The sequence below is a fragment of the Syntrophaceae bacterium genome, from assembly GCA_013177825.1.
Lineage (GTDB): Bacteria > Desulfobacterota > Syntrophia > Syntrophales > PHBD01 > PHBD01.
This window is the reverse complement of record JABLXX010000001.1, coordinates 918,287-936,181: the sequence shown is the minus strand read 5'-3', so window position 1 is coordinate 936,181 and position 17,895 is coordinate 918,287. Positions and strand designations below refer to the sequence as shown.

General features: G+C 59.2%; 9 protein-coding genes. 5 read left to right on the top strand and 4 right to left on the bottom strand.

The window, feature by feature from the left end; all coding sequences use genetic code 11:
• Nucleotides 1-44: 44 nt before the first annotated feature.
• Together HPY65_04190 and HPY65_04185 are read right to left on the bottom strand one after the other, a co-directional pair.
• Nucleotides 45-3,350 carry an AAA family ATPase gene (locus tag HPY65_04190; protein NPU83667.1) on the bottom strand — a complete coding sequence of 1,102 codons (3,306 nt, stop codon included), beginning with the start codon at nt 3,348-3,350 and terminating at the stop codon, nt 45-47.
• A 67-nt stretch (nt 3,351-3,417) separates the two neighbouring features.
• Nucleotides 3,418-5,787, bottom strand: coding sequence for a PAS domain S-box protein (locus tag HPY65_04185; protein NPU83666.1), 2,370 nt, complete (start codon nt 5,785-5,787; stop codon nt 3,418-3,420).
• A gap of 612 nt (nt 5,788-6,399) precedes the next feature.
• On the opposite strand from HPY65_04185, the gene HPY65_04180 reads away from it, so the two are divergent.
• On the top strand, nt 6,400-8,019 hold the full coding sequence (locus HPY65_04180) for an NAD(P)/FAD-dependent oxidoreductase (GenBank protein NPU83665.1): 1,620 nt from the start codon (nt 6,400-6,402) through the stop codon (nt 8,017-8,019).
• A 148-nt stretch (nt 8,020-8,167) separates the two neighbouring features.
• On the opposite strand, the gene HPY65_04175 is transcribed toward HPY65_04180, so the two are convergent.
• Nucleotides 8,168-8,707 carry a DUF2284 domain-containing protein gene (locus HPY65_04175; protein NPU83664.1) on the bottom strand — a complete coding sequence of 180 codons (540 nt, stop codon included), beginning with the start codon at nt 8,705-8,707 and terminating at the stop codon, nt 8,168-8,170.
• A gap of 83 nt (nt 8,708-8,790) precedes the next feature.
• On the opposite strand from HPY65_04175, the gene HPY65_04170 reads away from it, so the two are divergent.
• Both HPY65_04170 and HPY65_04165 read left to right on the top strand, forming a co-directional pair.
• A complete protein-coding gene (locus HPY65_04170; GenBank protein ID NPU83663.1) occupies nt 8,791-9,879 on the top strand; it encodes a DMT family transporter in 1,089 nt (362 codons plus the stop codon).
• A 32-nt stretch (nt 9,880-9,911) separates the two neighbouring features.
• Nucleotides 9,912-10,772, top strand: coding sequence for an alpha/beta hydrolase (locus HPY65_04165; GenBank protein NPU83662.1), 861 nt, complete (start codon nt 9,912-9,914; stop codon nt 10,770-10,772).
• A 542-nt stretch (nt 10,773-11,314) separates the two neighbouring features.
• On the opposite strand, the gene HPY65_04160 is transcribed toward HPY65_04165, so the two are convergent.
• Nucleotides 11,315-12,997 (bottom strand): glutamine--tRNA ligase/YqeY domain fusion protein, encoded by a 1,683-nt coding sequence (locus HPY65_04160; protein ID NPU83661.1) that lies wholly within the window; start codon nt 12,995-12,997, stop codon nt 11,315-11,317.
• Between the two features lie 530 nt (nt 12,998-13,527).
• Between HPY65_04160 and HPY65_04155 the strand changes: the two genes are divergently transcribed.
• Nucleotides 13,528-15,216: a LysM peptidoglycan-binding domain-containing protein gene (locus HPY65_04155; protein NPU83660.1), complete on the top strand. Its 1,689-nt coding sequence runs from the start codon at nt 13,528-13,530 to the stop codon at nt 15,214-15,216.
• A 39-nt stretch (nt 15,217-15,255) separates the two neighbouring features.
• Nucleotides 15,256-17,877, top strand: coding sequence for a CHASE2 domain-containing protein (locus HPY65_04150; protein ID NPU83659.1), 2,622 nt, complete (start codon nt 15,256-15,258; stop codon nt 17,875-17,877).
• The last annotated feature ends 18 nt before the right edge of the window (nt 17,878-17,895 follow it).

Genomic DNA, 17,895 nt, shown 5'->3' with positions numbered 1-17,895 from the left:
GATTGCCCACAGATCGAAAAAAATAGGAGAAAAGAGAGGGGGGACTACGTCGCCTGAAGCAGGGAGGAATAGACGGCCCGGGTTTCCGCGGAAGGCTCGATTTCAAGCTTTTCCTTCAGAATGCGACGGCACCGGTTGTATGTCCTGACCGCCTCCACCCTGTCGCCCAGTTCCCGATAACAGACGATCAAACGCTGATAGAATGCCTCCGCCAGATCGTCCGTATCCAGCCCCTTCCGGTAACACTCAGCCGCTCTTTCCCATTGCCCTTCCTTCTCATGATGACGACCGGCCGTATCGATGATGCGGAGCAGGCCGATCTGCAGCATTTCACGCTTTGACAGAGTCCACCGCAGACCGCTGTCCGCAGGAAGGAAAGGCCCTTCATAAAGGCTGACGGCCCTCTCGCAGAGCCCGGCAACATCATCTGGCGGGGATTTCCTGATCAGTCCGATGATATGCTCCAGCGCAAGGCTGTCGACCCAGCAATAATTCGGATCCAGGCTCAGCTGCCCTGCGCTGTAGCGGACGATGTTTTCTCCGCCGAGCAGACGGCGCAGACGGCTCAGCGTCATTTCAAAGGATTTATGCGCCAGGTCGCCATCAGCATCGGGCCAGAGTGCATTCGCAAGACGATCCGCCGGCACATTCACGCCTCCAAAGGCAATGACGGCCTTGAGCATTTCGAGCGGTTTTTTCTGCACTTTCCCGGCATACTCGAGCACCCCGTCGTACCTGATCACCGCAAACCTCCCCAAAGAGTAGATCCTGACCGGGTAAGGCCATTCTCCGGGGTCATGTTCCGGGGAGGGGGGAGTGAGCCCCAGTTTCCTGATCAGCCCCTTCACATAATCCGGTTCGATCCCTTCCTTCAGCGCCCTGGCGTAAAGAAAGCGCATGAGGGAAGGCTGATAGAACTCGAGGTGGACATAGCCGTGCTTCCCGCCCAGCGACAGTCCCCGCCGCAGCGACAGAAGCCCTTCCTTCTCCCTGCCTTGCCGCAAAAGGAAATAGGCATCGATCAGCAGGCTGTACCACTCCACGACGGGGCTCTTCATATCACGGGCTATCCGGTGTGCTGCGCGGATATGGTTCCCGACCTCCCTCGATCGCTCCTGCATGAAGGCCACCTGCGCCATGCCGATATGCCACAGGGCCCGGTAATAAGGATTGCCCATCTTCGCCACGTTCGCGGAGATCGTCTCCAGATTTTCAGCGGCGAGGTACGCGTTCCCGGCAAGGATGGCATGCCATGCGGAGTTGAAGTGATAAAAATAGAGATCCAGCGCCTTCGGCGTACCGGGAGAGGCGGTCATCTGATTCCGGATCGATTCCCCCGCCATCTCCATGCGGCCGGGTGCCATCTGCGCCGCCGCCATGAAACTCCACAGAAGGGAATCAAAGACATGGACGCCGCTCTTCCCGGCAATATCCAGCCCTTCGGACAGCGTATGCAGGGCGGAATCGTACTGCGCCGTAACCCAGAAATGGATCCCCCTCATCAATTTGATGCGAATGACGGAAAAGGGAGACGGTTTGCGATGGCGGATATCGGCCTCCGCCGTTTCGAGCAGGATGGCGTTCTTGTGATACTCCCCTTTCCATAAATTATAGAGGCTCGTACAGAAGACGATATCCATCCGAATGTCAATGGACGGCGTCTCCTGCAGAAGGTTATCCACGCGCCTCAGCCAGCGATGCACCCTCTGCGGCTGGTCCGTTTTTCTCAGAGTGAGCGAGATCAGCATCCTGGACGATGCGATGAGTGCTATTTCTTTTGAGGGAAAGGAAGGATGCGTTCTTCTCAGACCCTCGAAGATCTCGATGCAGTCGTCGAGGCGCCTCCACTCGTCCATCTCGTAGCTATAGACGTCCACGATTCCGGCCCATGAAAGATAGATGCCCGCCGTGTCGTCCATGGTTTTGAACGAGGCAAAGGCCCTCTTCAGGTATCGTCTTGCTCGGGGCATGTCGAATGGAAACGAGCACATTCCGGCCCAGTACAGCAGCCACGGCTGATCGTCCGTGATCCCGCCGGGGATTGCGGCGATCCATTCTTCAACGGTTTTGCTTCTTCCCTGCGCCAGGAGGTCCTCGGCATGATCCATAACCATCCGGGCGAGCCCCTGCCAGTCTCCGGCGTCGCCGTAAAGCCTTGCGGCGTCTTCGATCTGTCCGGACTGATCGAGGAGCAGCGCCGCCTCCCTCTGGGCGACTGTCCATTCATCGGGGGTGAATTTCGCCCTGGCCCTGTTCAGGAGAAAATCCCTGAACAATGGATGGTATTGATAATCCTGCCCGCTCCCGGCGAGTTTTTCCGTGAAATAATTATTACGGTTCAGCGCGGAGAGGATTCGCCTTCCATCGACGACACCGGTCAGTTTCTCCGCCAGGGGAACGGCGAGCACGGGCAGAAAGGCCGTCTTCAGCAGAAAGTCCTGAATCCCTTTTTCGGTCTTGTTGAATATCTCACCGGCAAAATAATCGAACACCCGTTCATACGCACCGTCCGGCACCGATTCCGCTCTTTCTCCTTCAAGCTTCGTCCTTTCGAGCATCAGAATAATGCCCGCGGCCCACCCTTCCGCGCTTTCATGCATCGCCGCTACGCGTTTACGGTCCAGGTCCGGGATGCGTCCCCAAACGAGTTTCTCCGATTCTCCAAGTGTAAAACGAATGTCGCCGTATTCGAGCACGTCCATTCGATCGCCGGCCTGCAGGCGCGCGAATGCCGGCGGCGGACCGCTTCGACTGATTACCACGACGTGAATGCCTTCCGGGATCATATCGAAACCATGGGCGATCATGTCGTGAAATGGAGAATCGACGGGCACATCCTGATAGTTGTCCAGGACGATGGTGAACTCCTCCTTCCCGGGCGGATGAGAAACACCCGTCTTCGCCGGCGGCTTCTCCTTCTTGCTGCCTCCCTTTCCCGAAGGAGCGGCGGAGGAGCTGCCATGCAACGCGGCTCGACTCACGAGACGGCTGCAGAGATTCTCGAAATATCTTCTGGCAAACAGGGAAATGCCCGCCAGGTATTGGGGCTTCAGAAGAGGAAGGGGGGTCCTGTAACGCGGCGCTGCCTTCCGGGCGGCAAGCCCCATGTAGTAAAAGAACGTGGCGGGGTCCGAATCTCCTTCGTCACAACGGTACCAGAGACAGGGTTGCCGGCGGGCGTCCAGATAGCTTGCAACAAGCGTCGTCTTTCCGGAACCGGCCGGCGAGGTTATCCAGACGACCGTCTTTTCCAGCTTGCGATCAAGAAGGGCAAAAAGCCGGCTCCGCTGAACCACCCGGGAAAGGCCGGGGCGCGTTATTTTGACGGACTCCGCTCCCTCTGCCTTCATGTTCCCTCCAGGAACCCGTACGATTCAGCATCTCGGGATATCATGCCCCTTCCCTTCAGCGGCCGCTTCATCCCAGGATCTCCCTGACCTTGCCAGAGAGCTGTTCGAGATGAAAAGGCTTCTGAAGGAACCCGTTGCAGCCGCGGTCCAGGATGTCCTGGGCCTGCCCGTTGATGCTGTACCCACTGGAAAGAAGGATCCTGACTTCGGGATTGACCTCCCGGAGGCGGTCGAACGTCTCCCCTCCCGACATTCCCGGCATGATCATGTCCAAGATCACGAGATCGATTTCGTCCTTTTTTTCCATGTACGCGGCAACGGCCTCCTGACCGCCCCCGGCTACATACACGTGGTACCCCAGAGACTCCAGCAAGTCCCTGGTCACATCGAGAACAATCGCCTCATCGTCCGCCAGCAGGATCGTCTCCCTGCCGCCCCGGACGGCTCCCGTTTCCGTTTTTTCCTTTACGACCTCTTCCTCCGACGCGGGAATATAGAGCATGAACGTCGTCCCTTGGCCGGGCTCACTCTCCACGTGGATCATGCCCCCGTGCCCCTTGATGATGCCGTAGACCGTCGCCAGGCCCAGGCCCGTTCCGCGTCCCATCGACTTGGTCGTGAAAAAGGGATCGAAAATCCTCTCTCTCGTTTTCTCATCCATCCCCGATCCGGTGTCGGCAACCGTGATCTTTACATATTTCCCGGGCCTGGCGGCATAGGGAACCGTTTTTTCATCTTCCAGAATCAGATTCTCCGTTTCCAGGAAGATCTCCCCGCCTCCCGGCATGGCCTGCCAGGCATTGACATACAGATTCATGAACACCTGATCCATCTGGCCCCGGTCCACCTCCACGCTCCACAGGTCTTCTGCGTATTTCCGATAGATGGATATTTCCTTCTTGGTGCGCCCGAACATGTCGGAGGTCTTGTTGACGATGTCGTTCATGTCGGAGGGCTTCACTTCATACCTTCCCCCCCGGGCAAGGCCAAGGAGCTGCCGCGTCAGGTCCGTCCCGCTTTTCACCTGCTCCTCGATTCGCCGGACCCTTTCGTAATGGGGATGGGACGGCTCCAGGTCCAGCAGCATCAGGGAGGCATAGCCCTGAATGCCCATGAGCAGGTTGTTGAAGTCGTGGGCGATGCCCCCGGCCAGGGTGCCGATGGCCTCCATGCGCTGGGCCTGATTCAGCTTTTTTTCAATTTCCATCCCTTCCGTAACGTCCTTCAGGGTGCCGATCACGCCGGTCACGCAGCCGTCCGAATCCCGGTTGAAGGCGCTGTTCATGTTGAAGACCCGTTCCCTCCCGTCCCGGGTCAGCATGACTCCGATGTGGTTGGTGACGGTTTGCATTTCGTCACGGAGGCTCTTGAACAGTCTCCGGTAGGCTTTTTGATCCTCTTCTCTCGTGAATTCAGTGAAATACCGGCCGATTATTTCTTCCGGATCATGTCCCAGGACAAATTTCCAGGATGGATTCGCATACGTGATGGCCCCCGTCAGATCCATTGTGTAAATAATATCAGGAGCATTTTCGCTCAGCGCTCGAAAGCGTTCTTCGCTTTTCCGGAGCGCTTCTTCGGCCTGTTTGCGATCCGTGATGTTGAGAAGGGAGGCGATGCTGGTCTTTGTCCCGGGAATCACGTCCACGCTGAGGGCGATATCCTTGATCCCGCCGTCCTTATCGATGAACCGAAACTCATAGTATTTCTGGGAGGCCCCTCCATCCACCCTGCGCAGGCGATGCTGGGCAATCATCCTTTCCAGATGCTGCGGGATAACGAATTCGGTCCAGCTCTTCCTGCCCTCGATTTCGTGTCTGGCATATCCGGACAGTTTCTCGAACTCCGTGTTGGCGAAACTGATGGTCGTATCGTCCTCCACCACAATGATGGCGGTTCCCGTATTTTCGAAAATGGTCCGGTACCGGGACTCGGATTGCCGGAGAGCCTCCTCCGCCCGCTTGCGTTCGGAGATATCGGTCAGCAAATATACCGTCGCCGGTTTGCCCTTCCACTGCAGCCTGGCAGTGGCGGATAGATACGTCCAGACAGGCTTGCCTCCCGCGCCGATGACCCTGAATTCGTACAGAGCAGGGACATCCTCCCCCTTGACGCGCTTCCAGTAAGTCGCAACGACGTACTCGCGGTCCTCGGGCCAGACATTTCCGTTGAAAGGGAATCCTTCGAGTTCCGATACCGTCGATCCCAGGATCTCGGCCATTCTTTGGTTAACAAAGACAAATTTTCCGTCCTGCAGGATAAAAAAGCCTTCATTCGCCTTGTCCAGCAAACCGCGATACTGTTCCAGCACGTCCGCAATCATATCTTCCGCCTGCACGGGACTGTACGATCTTGCCGCATCGACCGCGGACAACCGCCGTCGGAGTTCCCCGAGTTCTTCCATCAGCTGTTCTTTTGTCTTTTCTGAATCCGTCATGAGAAATCCCCGGAACGCCCGGTGATAAAGAAATTTCCTTGCCTGCAATCAGGCCGGCATAATCGGAACGAACCGTACGTATATCGTCATACGAGATCTCATAGTCATGGTTCGCGAAATGACCGTGAAGAACTTTCCGGGAGATGTCAAGCGTTCAGAAGCGCCGGGACCGGAACGACCCAATGGTTCCGCATCAGCCGGCCTTCCGGTATGATATTCAGCCTGTTGACGGGCATGCCGTTCACCGCACCCAGCCGCTTTCCCCCCGGGGGAAGAAGAAAAGCGAAAACCGGACAGCGGATTCAATCGCTACCGGAGGCCCTTCTCTGCACAACATATGGACCCGCGAAAACAACATACCGCTCCTCCGCCGGACCCGCCTCAGAAACTCTCTAAACAACTATTCGTTTTAACACGATATTCTCCAGCAATAGGGGTGGCACTTTCTTTGCGTCATCTCTTCGATACCGTGGCATTTCGGTCCGCTCACCGCTGGATGCTGCAGTCCGTAGCGTATGCGTCAAGGCGCAGTGACGGAGAGGGCGCCGTTCGAGGGTTGTTCCCGTCAATGCAGGAAGCTCGACTCTGAAAATTAAACAAGGAGGATACGGCATGTCAAAAAAGTATGATGTCATCGTAGTCGGAGCCGGAATCGCCGGCCTGGGTTCCGCGGCCATTCTTTCCCGGGATTTCAAGCAGAAGGTCCTCGTCCTGGAGAAGAATCCCTTCATCGGCGGCCGCGTGGCTTCCTTCGTCGGCAAAGGGGACAAGGTGCATATCGACGGCCTGGAATTGGATGCCAACGGCTTCAAGCGCGCCTTGGGCCTGGTCGGTTGCTGGATCCCGAAATGCACGCCGGACCTGGAAACCTGCTTCAAGGAAAAGAAGTTCGACGGATACACCATCGACACAGGGCACGGGCTGTTCTGGGGGAACAAGGGCAAGATTCGCATGCTCATGGACTACATCAACAAGCCCGTTGACATGCCGTGCAACGTCGGATTCGCCTTCGTCGACTACAAGAAAGGCAACAAGGCCTACCAGGTAGCGAAAGGCGAGCCCTACGGGTGGATGAGCAAGGAGGGCTTCCGGGCAACCATGATCGCGCTCCGGGACATGGCGATGATGACCTTCGCCGACATCGCCCAGACGGCCCATATGTCCTTCGAGCAGTGGATCCGGGCCCGGAACGTCCCCCAGGAGGCGTACGATTACATCAAGGTCCTGGCGGCATCCCAGACGGGCCAGGCGGACCTCAACCTGACACCGGCACCGGACGTCCTGGGGCACATGTCCACCGCGGGCCCAATCCGGATGAACCTGGTCGACGGCTCGTGCGCGACCGTGGCCAATCCCGGAACCATGGCCTTCCCGCTCCTGATGGAAGAGGCGCTGAAGGAAAACGGCGGGGAAGTGCTCCGGAACACCCCCGTTGCGGAGGTCATCATCGAAAAGGGCGCCGTGAAGGGCGTCACCTACCAGACCGCCGACGGCTTCGAAACGGCCTGGGCGGACAGGGTCATCTGCACCGTTCCCTCCAAGCAGATGCTGAACGTCATCCACCCCCGGTATTTCCCGCAGGACCTCGTGGAGACGGTCCAGACGAAATACTGGGGCGCCGGCATGATCACCGGGTACGGCAACATGAAATCGAACATCTGGGAGGAGCGCGGGATCGAGGAGAGAAGCTTCATCTACATGCCGGACGTGATCGGTGCGGAAGAGGGATACAGCGGCTGCATCGACATGGTCCTTTGGAACCTGGCTTCCTGCGCCCACGGAAGCAACGCCAACCCCTCGCTCACCAAGGAAACCGGCTCGGCGCCGGAGGGCAAGCACGGGTGGATCTTCTCCACCGCCATGACCCATGAGGAAATGAGGACACCGAAGAAAGTTTCCCGGGTGATCGAGTGGAACGAGAACTGGTGGAAACAGACCTTCGGCCGGGCCAAGTGGGAATCCGAAATGGACCACCTGATCTGGATGTGCACCGACCACGCCTTCGCCTGGATCCAGCCTATCGGGCAGGACCGGATCGACGTGAAGTCCCCGGAGATCGAAGGCCTGTACTTCGCGGGCGACCAGTACGGCAGGCGCCTGTGGGGCTGCGGCGTCGATGCGGCGGCTCTGAGCGTGACGCTTTGCGTCGACAGGATGATGGACTCCAACACCGAAGAGAAGGTATTCCCCTTCTACCACCGTGCCATGCCCGCACCGAGAGAGACCTGGTAACGGGCTGCGCCGGCTGGCATTAGCGGAAGCAGCATGCGGGTTGCCTTTTCCCGGCGACTCCCTGCGACAGGATCGGAAGGAACCGGGCAGCCCGCAGTTCTAATCACAACGGGGGGCAGATTCAAATCTGTCCCCCGTTCACGTTTCCTCAGTCCACGAGCATCAGGCAGTAGAGATTCTGCGTCTCCGACTTTTCCTTCAGCGTCGAGATGGAAAAGCCGTTGTTGCGGGCGGTCTGGAAGACGTCGATCCCGCAGGACTCCATGGAAGGCCTGGTCTTGGCGGGCAGGCGGCAGGGGATCCCTTCCACCTTGCCGCATTCCTTGCATAGCACGCACGGGCCGGCCAGCATGACGAACGCCTTGTAGTAGCCGTCCTTGAATAGTTCCCCCTCCAGTTTCACCAGCACATCCAGGTACGCCATCATGTTCCTGCCCCGCTCCTTCGAGTAGGGCGCCTCGACATGAAACAGGATCAAACGGCTGTATGAATCGAGGGTCGCCCGGGTCTCCTCCGGCGTGGGGGTATGGGGCGGACAGCTGTACCGTTCCTTGTACGGGCAACCGTACAGGCACTTGAACCGCACCCAGGGCGCGGTGACCACCGTCTGCGGCGTCGTGACGACCGCATGCGTGGCACCCGCCTGAATCGCCTTTTCGCAGTATCTCTCGAGATCGGATGTGTTCATGGCCTTCCCCCTTATGGATAATGAAAAGCACCATAATGTCGGGAAAATGTCGTTGTCAACGGGAATCCGTCCGGAAGCCCGGGATGTCGCTCCCGAATCGACCGGCCTGCCATTTCTTTACCGTACCGAAAGCACAGACCGAAAAAAGATGGGAAAAGCCCGCCCTCTTCCGTATATTGTCCCGGCAAATCTCGATACGCTCAGGGCGATCGGGAACAGGACATGAGCGTAATATCTCACAAGGATCCGCCGGCATCGTGATCAAACGGTTTTCAACCAACGGACGTCCCCTCACAGCACTGGCCCTGCTGGCACTGATCTGGGGCTACAACTGGGTCGTCATGAAGAAGTCCCTGCAGTTCATGGGACCCTTCGACTTCAATGCCACCCGGATGCTCCTGGGAGGACTGATTCTTCTTGCCGTCATGGCCGGCAGGGGCATGTCGCTCCGGCCGAAGCAGGTCCCCCTCACGATCCTCTTGGGCCTGCTCCAGACGGCCGCCGGGACGGGACTGATCATCTGGGCGCTGACCAGCGGCGGGGCGGGGAAAACGTCCGTCCTGGTCTACACCATGCCTTTCTGGATCCTGATCTTCGCCCGTCCGATCCTCGGCGAAACCATCCGCGGCATCGACTGGATTCCCGTCACGCTGGCCTTCACCGGACTGTTGCTGATCCTGGAGCCCTGGTCCCTGAAGGCCACGTTCATGAGCGAGATCCTGGCCGTCCTGGCGGGCGTCTTCTGGGCGCTCAGCGCCATCGTCATCAAATGGATGCAGCGGAGGCCCGACTTCGACCTCGTGTCCGCTACGGCCTGGCAGTTCCTCTACGGATCGGTTCCCCTTGTAATCGCCGCCGCCCTTGTCCCTTCCCCGCCCGTGCAATGGACGCCCTATCTCGTCACGGCGATCGCCTACAATGCCGTCCTCGTCTGCGCCCTGGCTTTTCTGCTCTGGACGTATATCATGAACAAGCTCCCCGCCGGCGTGGCGGGAATGGGAACCATGGCCGTCCCGGTGATCGGCATGACCGCGTCCGTACTGGAGATCGGAGAGCGCATGGACGCCTGGGAAACGGCGGGGATCCTCATGATCCTGACGGCCCTTTCCATTCTGACCTGGATGAAGGGACGGGACAACCGGCGGCTTCCAATCGCCGTTGTCCCGGAATGACGATGACCGTGACGGTCTTGCAGGAGTCGACGATGAGCGCTGACATGACCGACCCGATCCGTCATCCGGAAGTGGAGTTTTCCGTCCGGATGGTTCCCGTGGAAGGAGATGTTTCGCTCCGGGTTCTTCAATTCCGTCCGCGCCGGGACACTCCTCTGGATCCACTGGTCTTTGTCCCGGGGTTCGCCTCGGCGATCTACGGCTGGATCGACTTCCTCCGGGAGATTGTTCCGCTCCGGCCGGTTTATTACATCGAATCGCGGGAGAAGACATCGGCTCGGATCGGCCGGAAACGCCTCCTGCCCGCGGACTTCAGCATCGCCCGGATGGCGCAGGATCTGGTGGAGGCCTGCCGATCGCTGGGGCTCGACGATTGCCCGACAATCGTCGCCGGGAGTTCCCTCGGGGCGACCGCCCTGATAGAGGCCCTCAAGCACGGGCGGCTTCGGGCAAAGGCCGGATTCATGATCGGCCCCAACACCGATTTCAAGGCACCCATCTTCATCAAGGGGCTCCTGCTCCTGCCTGCCGGCACCTATCATCTCGTCAAACACCTCGTCCTCTGGTACCTGAAGAACTTCCGGATCGACGCGGCCCGCGAACCGGAACAGCTCCAGCGTTACCGGGACACCCTGCTCACCGCCGATCCCCGTCGGCTGAAGAGAACCGCCCAGTCCGCCATCGGCTACACGATCTGGCAGGACCTGCAGACGGTCACCATCCCCATTGCCGTAACCCTGGCGTCGACGGACAAGCTCCACGCCGAAGAGAACATCCGGCGCCTGACCGCGGAACTGCCCGGATCGAAGATCATTCCGTGCGAATCGAACCTCTATATGCATTCCGCCGCCCTGGCCGGGGACTTCGAGCGATTCGTGTCAAGCGTCAAATAATGGGGTGCGGATTTCAAATCCGCACCTCTTCCTTCTTTCTTTTCCTTTCCTGCCAAGCCTGATTCCCTTTCCCATTGCATTCAGCGCATCGGCGCGGGGGCTGTCACGAGGATTCCCGCCGTCACGGAGAATTTTCCATGGAGCGCATTGTCCGACTGTACGGCTGTCCGAGAGGAAAATTCTCCCAATTGCTCCTCTGGGAACCCCCGGCCGCGCCCCCGCGGATGGCGGGGAGGAAGGGCTTCCCGGAGCGCGAATAGAGGCTTTTTCGGGGCACCCTGCCGTCGCAGTGAAGCGCCCGCAAAGTCATCTGTCTGAGCGCCGCCAGGCGCGAGTTATGACTTTGCAGCGGAGCGAGACGTTGCAGGGTCGAAAAAACTCTTCTGAGCGCGAGGGAAGCCCCCCTCCAATGAGTTGGCGTTCCATCCGCGTCCTGGCTTCCTGGGAAAAGAAAAAAAAGGAAGAGGAGCGGATTTGAAATCCGCTCCTCTTTAGAGGTCGGAGTCCGGGCTTCCGCCCGTCTCCCATCTGTTTGCCGCTTCCTATTTCCGGGCGGCGATCTTGCTCCAGGTATCGCGGAGGGGCACGATCCGGTTGAAAACGGGCTTCCCGGGACGGGAATCCTTTATGTCCGCGCAGAAATAGCCGATCCGCTCGAACTGCCAGCGGCTCCCCGGTGCCGCGTCCCCGAGGGACCGCTCCGTGAAGCAGCCCGCGAGGACCTGAAGGGACTGGGGATTGAGATGATCCAGGTAATCTTCTCCGGCAGGATCGGAAATCGTGAACAGCCGGTCGTAAAGCCGCACTTCCGCCGGCACGGCATGGTTCGCCGACACCCAGTGAATGACCCCCTCGACCTTCCGGCCGTCGGCCGGCGGGCCGCTTCTCGTTGACGGGTCGAACGTGCAGTGCAGTTCCAGAATCTCTCCCGTCTTCTCATCCCTTACAAGGCTCTCAAACCGGATCACGTAAGCATTCCGGAGGCGAACCTCCTTCCCGGGCGCCAGGCGCTTGTACTTCTTCGGAGGGATCTCCTCGAAGTCTTCCCGCTCGATATACAGGGTTCGGGAAAAGGGAACCCTGCGTGACCCCAGTTCCGGTTTCTGGGGGTGATTCGCGCAGTCGAATTCCTCGCTCTCCCCTTCCGGGTAGTTGTCGAGGACGACCTTCAGGGGACGGAGAACGGCCATCGCCCGGTGTGCCGTTTCGTTCAGGTCGTCGCGGACACAGGATTCCAGGAGTCCCATATCCACGAGGTTGTCGTTCTTGGCCACGCCGATGGCGGCGGCAAAAGCACGAATCGCCGCGGGCGGATAGCCCCTTCTCCGCATGCCCGCCACCGTGGGCATGCGCGGATCGTCCCAGCCATTGACGAACCCCCGCGTCACCAGCTCGATGAGGCGCCGCTTGGAGAGGACAGTATAACTCACGTTCAGGCGGGCAAACTCGATCTGCTGCGGCCGGTCGCCGGGGATGAGCTGCTCCACGAACCAGTCGTAAAGGGGACGGTTGTTCTCGAACTCCAGCGTGCAGATGGAATGGGTGATTCCCTCGAGGGCGTCGGAGAGGCCGTGAGCGAAGTCGTACATGGGATAGATGACCCATTCGTCCCCGGTCCGGTAATGGGGCGCCCGCTTGATGCGGTACATGATGGGGTCCCGCATGACGATGTTGGAAGAGGCCATGTCGATCTTCGCCCGGAGCGTGTAAGTCCCGTCGGCGAACTCCCCCCCCCGCATCCTCGAGAACAGGTCCAGGTTTTCCTCCACGGAGCGGTTCCGGCCGGGACTCTCTCTCCCCGGCTCGGTGAAGGAGCCCCGGTATTCCCGCATCTCGTCGGGCGTCAGGTCGCAGACGTAGGCCTTGCCGTCCTCGATGAGCCGCCAGGCAAAGTCGTAGAGGGCCTCGAAATAATCGGAGGCGAAAAAAAGGCGGTCTTCCCAGTCGAACCCGAGCCACCGGATGTCGTTTTTGATCGACTCGACAAATTCGAGGGACTCCCCTTCCGGGTCCGTGTCGTCCATCCGGAGGTTGCAGGTGCCGCCGTACTGGGCGGCGATGCCGAAGTTGAGGCACACGCTCTTGGCATGGCCAATGTGAATGTAACCGTTCGGCTCCGGCGGAAAGCGCGTGGCGACCCGGCCGTCGTGCTTGCCGGTCCGGTTGTCTTCATCGATGATGTCGCGGATGAAATCCGTGGGCGGAGGGGAGGGTGTCTCGATCATGATTGCGGGCTCCTTCAGAATATTCCAGCCTGCCTCCGGAGTTGCCGGACGCCGGGAGCGGCATCGCAGAGATCCGGGAAAGCCGGTGAACTATAGGGAATTTGATCATTCGCGTCAAGGAAATGAGAGGGCGGGAATCCGTCGCCGGGAAGAGGAGAATATGGCAGGCGCATGACCTGTACACCCTCATTCCAACCCGAACTCTGAAAAAAATCCCTGCCGGCTAAAGATTTTTTGATTGTTGTTCGATATAATATGGAGGGCCTTGTTCCGTATGTACGCCTTAGAGACGGTTGCATACGGAAGACCGCAACCGCCCCATGCGCCATTGCGGACCGGCATTTCCCGTGGTCGGAAGCATGTTGACCCTTCCGCAGAACCGTCCTCCGACCGGGCCGCGTCAAAACCCGGGAATGTATCCGTCATGTCCCGAGGGGAAAAGATCTCCTGAAACAGGCGTGACTATAGACCGTTGCATGAAATCGGGTATGAAAGATCCGCGACATCGCGACTGACATGGAGGTTATCCCATGGTTCCGCTTGAAAAGAAAAGGTCGGCACGAGCGCTCCTTCTCGCCTCTTTCTTCCTTGTCGCGGGGCTTTTTCTCCTGCCCTTCCCCGCCGGGGCCGCCGATGGGAAGACCATTGAAATAACCGTGGTCAAAAACGACAACCTGATCGACCTCTGCAAAAAATACCTCGAGAATCCGCTGAACTGGCCTAAAATCGGCCGAATCAACCGGTTAAAGGACTATGACCTGATATATCCGGGACAGAAGCTGAACATCCCCGTCGGGTTTCTGAGAGGCCTCCCCGTCAGCGGACACGTGATTTTTGTAAAAGGGAATGTCGCGGTGCGGGCCGGGGCGGAAGGTCCATGGAAACCCGTCCGGTTGAACGATTACATCCTCCAGGGGAACATGATCCGGACCGGCGGCGGGAGCGCCGTCGAAATCGTCTTCGAGGACGGAACCACCTTCTTGCAGCGCCCCGACACGATCCTCGATGTGAATGTATCACAGCGGAAGGAGGGGGATTTCTTCCTGAAGCGGATGATCCTGCAAAGCGGGCAGCTGCTGGTGAAGCTGCGGCGCATCCTGGGACGGGAATCGCAGATGGAAATCCGGACCCCCTCTGCCGTCGCCCTGGCCAGGGGAACGGAATTCAGAGTTTCTGTCGATGAACAGGAGAACCTGACATCCGAAGTCCTCGAAGGAATTGTCGACGTCAAGGCCATGAACCAGTCGGTTGCACTGAAGGAGGGGGAAGGGACCCGCGTTGTCAAGGGCGCCCCACCCGCGAAGCCCCGCAGGCTGCTGCCCCCGCCGCGTCCGACCGACCTGCTGCCCGTGTACCGGAACATGCCGTTACGGTTCCGTTTCGCGCCCGCCGAAGGGGCCGTTTCGCATCGCATCCTGCTCACATCCGATGCGGAGGGGAAAGACGCAATCCGGGAAGAGGTGATCCGCGCCGGCGACACCGCCGAGTTTCCGGCGATTGAGGACGGGCCCTACTATCTTCACGGGCGAAGCATCGATGAGATCGGGATCGAGGGTCTGCCCCTCGCCCCCCAGAAAATCAACGTGCGCACCAGGCCGCTGCCCCCCTTCATCCAGGCGCCGGTCGACGGCTCCCGGTTGAAAGGGAAAACCGTTCCGTTCCGCTGGATGAAAGTCCCGGACGCCGTCCGCTACCAGATCCAGACGTCCCGGGCTTCCACACCGCCGGAAACGGCGGAGGGCCTCACGGAAACCGCCGAGACGGCGCAAGACCTGTCGTTCCCGGATTTCGGCACCTACTCCTTCCGCATCCGCTCCAAGGCATCCGACGGTTTCGAGGGAGGCTGGTCCGACACCCTTAAGGTTACCCTCATTCCCCCTCCCCCCTCTCCCGTCCTGGAGAAACCGGCGCTGGAAGGGAAGAACATCCATATCCGATGGCGGGATCAGGGCCCGAAGATGACGTACCGCTGCCAGATTGCCAGGGAGGAAAGCTTCCGGAAACCGGTCGTCGACGAAAAAGTGAACCGGCCGGAAATCACCCTGTCCAGGCCGGCAGACCCCGGTGTTTATTATGTAAGGACGAGCACGATCGACGCCGAAGGCTTTGAAGGCGGTTTTTCTCCGCCCCAAAGCTTTGAGATTCCCGACCGTGCCAAGTATTGGGCGACATTCGGAACGTTAACCGCGATGCTCATGATGATCCTGATTCTGCCGTAGGCAGCGGCACCCGGCATATCCGAAAAGGCGGCTCCCCCGTTGAAGTGCATCGTCAAGCCCGCACGAAAGCATCTCGTCACCATCCTCATCGGGATCGTCCTGATCCTGTTCATGGAGTATTTCGGTTTTTTTGACGGAATGAGCCGTCACGGCTATGATCTGTTCTTCCGGATCCGGGGCGCCGTCGAACCGGAAAAGAGCATCCTGCTTGTGGTCATCGATGACAGCACCCTGAACAGGCTCGGCCGATGGCCCCTGAAACGGGACAACTACGTCCGTCTCCTGAGCCGGCTGAGTCAGGCCGGCGCCGTCGGCCTGGACATCCTGATGACGGAACCCACGGCCAGTGATGCCCGGCTCGCAGAGGCAGTCCGCAGGCACGGACGGGTGGTTTTCCCGACCTACATTCCCGAAAACCCGCAGTCCGCCCCGTTCCATTCCGCATTTTCCAACCTGCGGTCCGGCCACACCCATCTGGAACCGGATATCGACGGCGTCATCCGAACCGTTCATCACACCATCTATCACGGAGGCCGGAAGCTCCCCTCCTTTGCCTCCGCCGTCTATGAAACCCTGCCGGGAAACGTCTTCCACCGGGAAGCCCCTGCCGGCGTTAATCCGGAAACGGCCTTCCCGCCGGACATCGTCCAGCTGGATTCGAGAAACATCCATTTTTACGGGCCTCCCGGCACCTACCCCCGTTTCTCTTTTGCCGACGTGCTGGAGGGCCGTTACCCTCCCGAATTTTTCAAAAACAGAATCGTCCTTGTCGGAATCAACGCGGCGGGACTGGACGGACAATTCCTGACGCCATTCAGCCAGCGGCGGAAGCCGATGAACGGCATCGAGGTGCATGCCCATATCCTCGGCAACCTCATCGAGGGCCGTCAGATTGACGCGGCCCCCGAATCCGTCGTCCGTGCCGCCTCCGTCGTCCTGGCGATCCTCGGCCTGGTCCTGCTGATGAGAATGGACGGCGGGCGGGCGATTGCAGTGTGGGCAGCGGCCATGCTGGCCGCATTCCTGGGCTCTCTTGCTCTCTTTGCCGCTCTGGATATCTGGTTCAGCCCGGTCCTCTTCTCCGTGCTCCTGCTTTTCATGTTTTTCATTGCCTATATCGTTCGGCTCGAACAGTCGAAGAGCCAGCTGGCCGAGGCCAAGGATATGTGGGAGGACTCGTTCCACACGATTGATGACGCCATCATGGTGACGGATCGGAGCGGTGTCCCCATTCAGATGAACGCAGCCGCGAAAGAGCTGGCACAGGATCGTCGCCTGCTGGAACTCCTTAGCCGTAAATGCACGGAAGGGTTCAAGGAAACAGGGAAAACCGCGGATGCAGGGTTTCGTGACCCCTTCACTGCCATGCCCGTTCACGATGAAATCATCTACGCCGGCACCGCCCGGAATTATTCGATCAAGACGCTCCCCCGGATCGACGGCTCACACCGGTTGATCGGATTTGTCCAGGTAATCCAGGATATTACTGAACAGAAGAGGGCGGCCCGTGAAAAGCAGCGCCTGGAAGCGGAACTGGCCCAGGTTCAGAAAATGGAGGCCATCGGGACGCTGGCGGGCGGCGTGGCCCACGATTTCAACAACATCCTCATGGGAATTCAGGGATACGTATCCCTGCTGCAGATCGACCTTCCCGCGGAAGACCGACGCTATTCGCGACTCCAGAAAATCGAGACGCAGGTTCAGAGTGCGGCGAACCTGACGCGGCAGCTGCTCGGATTCGCCCGGGGCGGGAAATACGAGGTCCGGCCGACCAATCTCAATGAACTGCTGGAAAAGACTTCCGACATGTTCAGCCGGACCAAGAAGGAAATCATGATCAGCCGCCGGCTGCAGGAAAACATCTGGCTTGTGGACGCCGATCAGGGGCAGATCGAGCAGGTATTGCTGAACATGTATATCAACAGCTGGCATGCCATGCCCGAAGGAGGAGACCTGACGCTGACGACGGAAAATGTCGTCCTGAACAGCTCGCACCATCGATCCTTTGACATTCAGCCGGGCCGTCACGTGAAAATTTCCGTGAGCGATACCGGTACGGGCATGGATGAAGAGGTCCGGAAACGGGTTTTCGAACCTTTCTTCACGACCAAGGAACCGGGAAAGGGAACCGGATTGGGGCTGGCCTCCGCATACGGGATCATCAAGAACCACGGCGGATTCATCGAAGTGAAGAGCGCCGTGGGCGAAGGGACGACCTTCGAGATCTACTTCCCGGCATCGGAAAAGAATGAAACCACGGAAAAGCCCGTACCGGCGATGGAAAGCTCCAGAGGCCGGGAAACCATCCTGCTGGTCGACGACGAGCAGGAAAACATCACCGTGATGAAGGAGCTTCTGGAGGATCTCGGCTACCGGATCGTCTGCGCCGGCAGCGGTCAGGAAGCAACGGCCGTCTTCATGATGAGAAAAGACTCGATCGACCTGGTCATCCTGGACATGGTCATGCCGGGGATGGGAGGCGGGCAGACGTTTGACGCCCTTCGCGCCATCGATCCCGGCGTGAAGGTCATTCTCTCCAGCGGTTACAGTATCGAAGGAGAGGCCCGGAGCATTCTGGACCGGGGTTGCAACGGGTTCATCCAGAAACCGTTCCTGATCAACGACCTGTCTCGGATCATCCGGGAGGTCCTTCAGAAATGAGAGGCCCTGGCGGCGGGA

Coding starts and splice junctions, on each gene's coding strand:
- HPY65_04190 (NPU83667.1), bottom strand. CDS start 3,350: ATGAAGGCAGAGGGAGCGGAGTCCGTCAAAATAACGCGCCCCGGCCTT.
- HPY65_04185 (NPU83666.1), bottom strand. CDS start 5,787: ATGACGGATTCAGAAAAGACAAAAGAACAGCTGATGGAAGAACTCGGG.
- HPY65_04180 (NPU83665.1), top strand. CDS start 6,400: ATGTCAAAAAAGTATGATGTCATCGTAGTCGGAGCCGGAATCGCCGGC.
- HPY65_04175 (NPU83664.1), bottom strand. CDS start 8,707: ATGAACACATCCGATCTCGAGAGATACTGCGAAAAGGCGATTCAGGCG.
- HPY65_04170 (NPU83663.1), top strand. CDS start 8,791: ATGTCGCTCCCGAATCGACCGGCCTGCCATTTCTTTACCGTACCGAAA.
- HPY65_04165 (NPU83662.1), top strand. CDS start 9,912: ATGAGCGCTGACATGACCGACCCGATCCGTCATCCGGAAGTGGAGTTT.
- HPY65_04160 (NPU83661.1), bottom strand. CDS start 12,997: ATGATCGAGACACCCTCCCCTCCGCCCACGGATTTCATCCGCGACATC.
- HPY65_04155 (NPU83660.1), top strand. CDS start 13,528: ATGGTTCCGCTTGAAAAGAAAAGGTCGGCACGAGCGCTCCTTCTCGCC.